We start from the raw sequence: 2,612 nt of genomic DNA, 5'->3' as shown, positions 1-2,612 counted from the left end.
CGGCGCACCCTCGGGATCGGTCGCACCCAGCGACCCGGCCACCTCACCGCCCAGGATCGTCGAGTACGCCCAACCCTGCCCGGTCATGGGCCGCAACACCTCACCCACCAGCACCCGCGGAGCCACCGCCGGCGCCTGGTTGAACAACCCCCGCCGCACCAACTGCAACGCCCCGGCCACCAGCTCCGAGAACGGGCCACCCGGCAGACCCGACACCAGCCGCGACACCGCATCAAAGAAACCCGACACCGCCGAGCTCAACCCCGCCACCGACTGGCGCACCTCCGCCGTGGTCACCCTCTCGCGTGCGTAGAACCCCGTCGACGCCACGGACTCACCGACACCAGACGCGGCCGCGACAGGTTCGGCGGCGGTCTGCCCCGCAGGCACCACGGCCGTCACCGCCCGCGCAGCCGGATCCCCGGCCACCTCGACGACCTCGGCAGACCCGCGCCCGGACGGCGCGGACTCCCCGACCCCTGAATCACCCGACGCATCACCCGACCCCTGCGCCGCTCCCCGCGCCGGCTTGCCGGCGCGCTCACGCACCACCCCGGCACCGCGCGGCGCACTGGAGGCCTCCCGAGCCACCCGGGCCGCCCGCGACTCCCGCCGACTCTCCTGCTGCGCACCCCCGCGCGCCTCACCGGCACCCGCCGACACCGACGTAGCGCCCGGCTCACCGCTATCCGCGGCAGCCACCCCCACCAGCGGGCCCGCCAACGACATTCCCGCGGCGACGACCGCCGCACCGACCGGAATACTCCGAAACCCCATCGACCTCTCCCACCTAATTGGCCGCACACACCCCGAGACGCGCTCCTTGACACTCATTATCGAGGTCACCGCACGTCAAACCCGCCGCGCCGGTGACCGGTACGCTGGGGTCCATGCGGGTCTTCCTGGGTGCGGGGGTATGTCTGGTGCTCGTCGGCGCGGGTCTCGGCGTGACCGCCGCACCGGCCGCGGCCTGCCCCTACGGCACGGTGCCCAGCCATTTCGAGGGCGTCTGCGTCAGCGGTCCGGCCGGCGCGCAGATGACCCCGCCGATCGTGTCGTCGACCACCGGGTCGATCATCGGCGGCGGCGTTAATCAACTACCGACGGTCCGCGGCATCCCGTGCACCCCGGAGAAGATCGGCACCTGCATCGGTTTGATCCAGAGCCAGGGCTGAGCCTGCGCTCAGCGAATCGCCCGCATCAGCCGCGCACCCTCGGGACCGTAGATCCCCCGCTCATCCCCGCGCAGCACCCATCGGTGCTGCTGGTCGGCGCGTGCGCAGACCGCCGCGCAGTAGGCGGCGTAGCGCTCCCGGTTGCGGCGGTCGATGCGCACGATCGCACGCACCCCGTAGATCAGCGCCACCAGGCAGGCCGCGGCGACGAGCCACCAGAAGAACGTGACGACCACCCACAGCAGCACCATGATCGCGACGAACGCGCCGGCGCCGCCGCCCGAACTCGACTTACTCATCGAGCGCCTCCCCCTGATCCCTGAGATCTGACGAAAACACGGGAACTCCCCAACCCCACGCTAGGCGCGGGGTCCGACACGTCGGGCCGAGCGCGGCTCGGCTGCGGCGCGCTCGGCGGGCCTCGCCGCGGCGGCTTTCGCCGAACGTGTCTGCGGGCGAGCGGGCTGCGCGGTCCGGGCCGACCGGGTGCCCGGTGCGGTCCGCACGCCCGGGCGGGCCTGGCCGAGCCGGCCGGGCACGCTCGCCTCGGGGATCGCGGCGGTGCGGCTCACCGCCACCCGGGCGGCGGCCGCCGCGGCCGGTGCGGGACGCAGCGATCCGACGAAGTCGGCGACGCGAGTGGCCAGCAGCTCGTAGGGCGCGGGAACCAGGTAGTAGAGCAGCGCCCGCAGTGCGCACTGGGCGACCAGGCCGGGACCCCCGCAGCCGCTGTCGGGCCGCGACGGGTCCGTCGCGCTGGCGGTCGGAAACCCCTGAGCCGCCCACAGCGGGAAGAGCACGACCGCGATCGGGGTCGCCACCACCGCCCAGGCCAGCGCGGGCAGGATCTGCAGGGCCGCATCCACCGGATGCAGCGCGGCGACCGCCGCGGCCTGTGCCGCCCGCGGTGGGCCGTCGCGCACCGCCAGCTCGTCGGTGCTGACCACCGCCTGCAGCGCGACCGCGTGGTAGGCGACCGGATGAGGGACCGCGACCGGTTCGGGCGGCGCGGCGAGCAGGCTTGCGGCGAGCAGTGTGCCGGCTGCTGCGGCAGCCAGGGGCAGAGGAAGGGCCATGTCACCGAACGTAGGTCCGCCGGGCCCGTTCGCCGTGCGTAGCGGACTACCCGAAAATCACGCCGCCCGCGCAGCGCTACGCAGTGCCGGTCGGCGGCCAGGCCCCGATCCGCCGGAAGCCCGCCGTCGGACCGGGCCAGTGATACGCCCAGCAGGGCTGCCCACCGGCGTCGATCAGGACGCGCTGGAACAGCCCGCCCGCCACGCCCTCGATGTCGTCGAGGGCCGCCAGCGCCTCGCGGATCGACTCCGGCGCGATCGCGACCACTACGCCGGGGATCCGCCCGGTGTGCTCGGCATCGAACACCGCGGCGGGCCAGCCCCAGCCGGGATCGAAGAGCCGACCGGCCGCCTGCGCCTC

General features: G+C 74.2%; 5 protein-coding genes. 1 reads left to right on the top strand and 4 read right to left on the bottom strand.

The annotated features are described in order from the left end of the window. On the bottom strand, window positions 1-777 hold a 777-nt coding region (locus ACKOB8_RS07740), incomplete at its 3' end, for a hypothetical protein (RefSeq protein WP_526376634.1). A gap of 113 nt (window positions 778-890) precedes the next feature. On the opposite strand from ACKOB8_RS07740, the gene ACKOB8_RS07735 reads away from it, so the two are divergent. Beyond that, a complete protein-coding gene (locus ACKOB8_RS07735) occupies window positions 891-1,175 on the top strand; it encodes a hypothetical protein (RefSeq protein WP_526376633.1) in 285 nt (94 codons plus the stop codon). Window positions 1,176-1,183: 8 nt separating this feature from the next. Here ACKOB8_RS07735 and ACKOB8_RS07730 read toward each other — a convergent pair whose 3' ends face one another. From ACKOB8_RS07730 to ACKOB8_RS07720, 3 genes are all read right to left on the bottom strand, one after another. After that, window positions 1,184-1,474: a hypothetical protein gene (locus ACKOB8_RS07730; protein ID WP_526376632.1), complete on the bottom strand. Its 291-nt coding sequence runs from the start codon at window positions 1,472-1,474 to the stop codon at window positions 1,184-1,186. Window positions 1,475-1,534: 60 nt separating this feature from the next. Beyond that, on the bottom strand, window positions 1,535-2,251 hold the full coding sequence (locus tag ACKOB8_RS07725) for a hypothetical protein (RefSeq protein WP_526376631.1): 717 nt from the start codon (window positions 2,249-2,251) through the stop codon (window positions 1,535-1,537). A 76-nt stretch (window positions 2,252-2,327) separates the two neighbouring features. Beyond that, a partial coding sequence (locus tag ACKOB8_RS07720; protein WP_526376630.1) for a gamma-glutamylcyclotransferase family protein occupies window positions 2,328-2,612 on the bottom strand: 285 nt, incomplete at its 5' end.

The sequence above is a fragment of the Mycobacterium sp. genome, assembly GCF_046091765.1.
Lineage (GTDB): Bacteria > Actinomycetota > Actinomycetes > Mycobacteriales > Mycobacteriaceae > Mycobacterium.
Note: the sequence above shows the minus strand (reverse complement) of the source record. Positions and strands in the feature narration are given on the sequence as shown.

What these genes read in the sequence shown, in the direction of transcription:
- ACKOB8_RS07735 (WP_526376633.1), top strand. Translation starts at nt 891, where the DNA reads ATGCGGGTCTTCCTGGGTGCGGGGGTATGTCTGGTGCTCGTCGGCGCG.
- ACKOB8_RS07730 (WP_526376632.1), bottom strand. Translation starts at nt 1,474, where the DNA reads ATGAGTAAGTCGAGTTCGGGCGGCGGCGCCGGCGCGTTCGTCGCGATC.
- ACKOB8_RS07725 (WP_526376631.1), bottom strand. Translation starts at nt 2,251, where the DNA reads ATGGCCCTTCCTCTGCCCCTGGCTGCCGCAGCAGCCGGCACACTGCTC.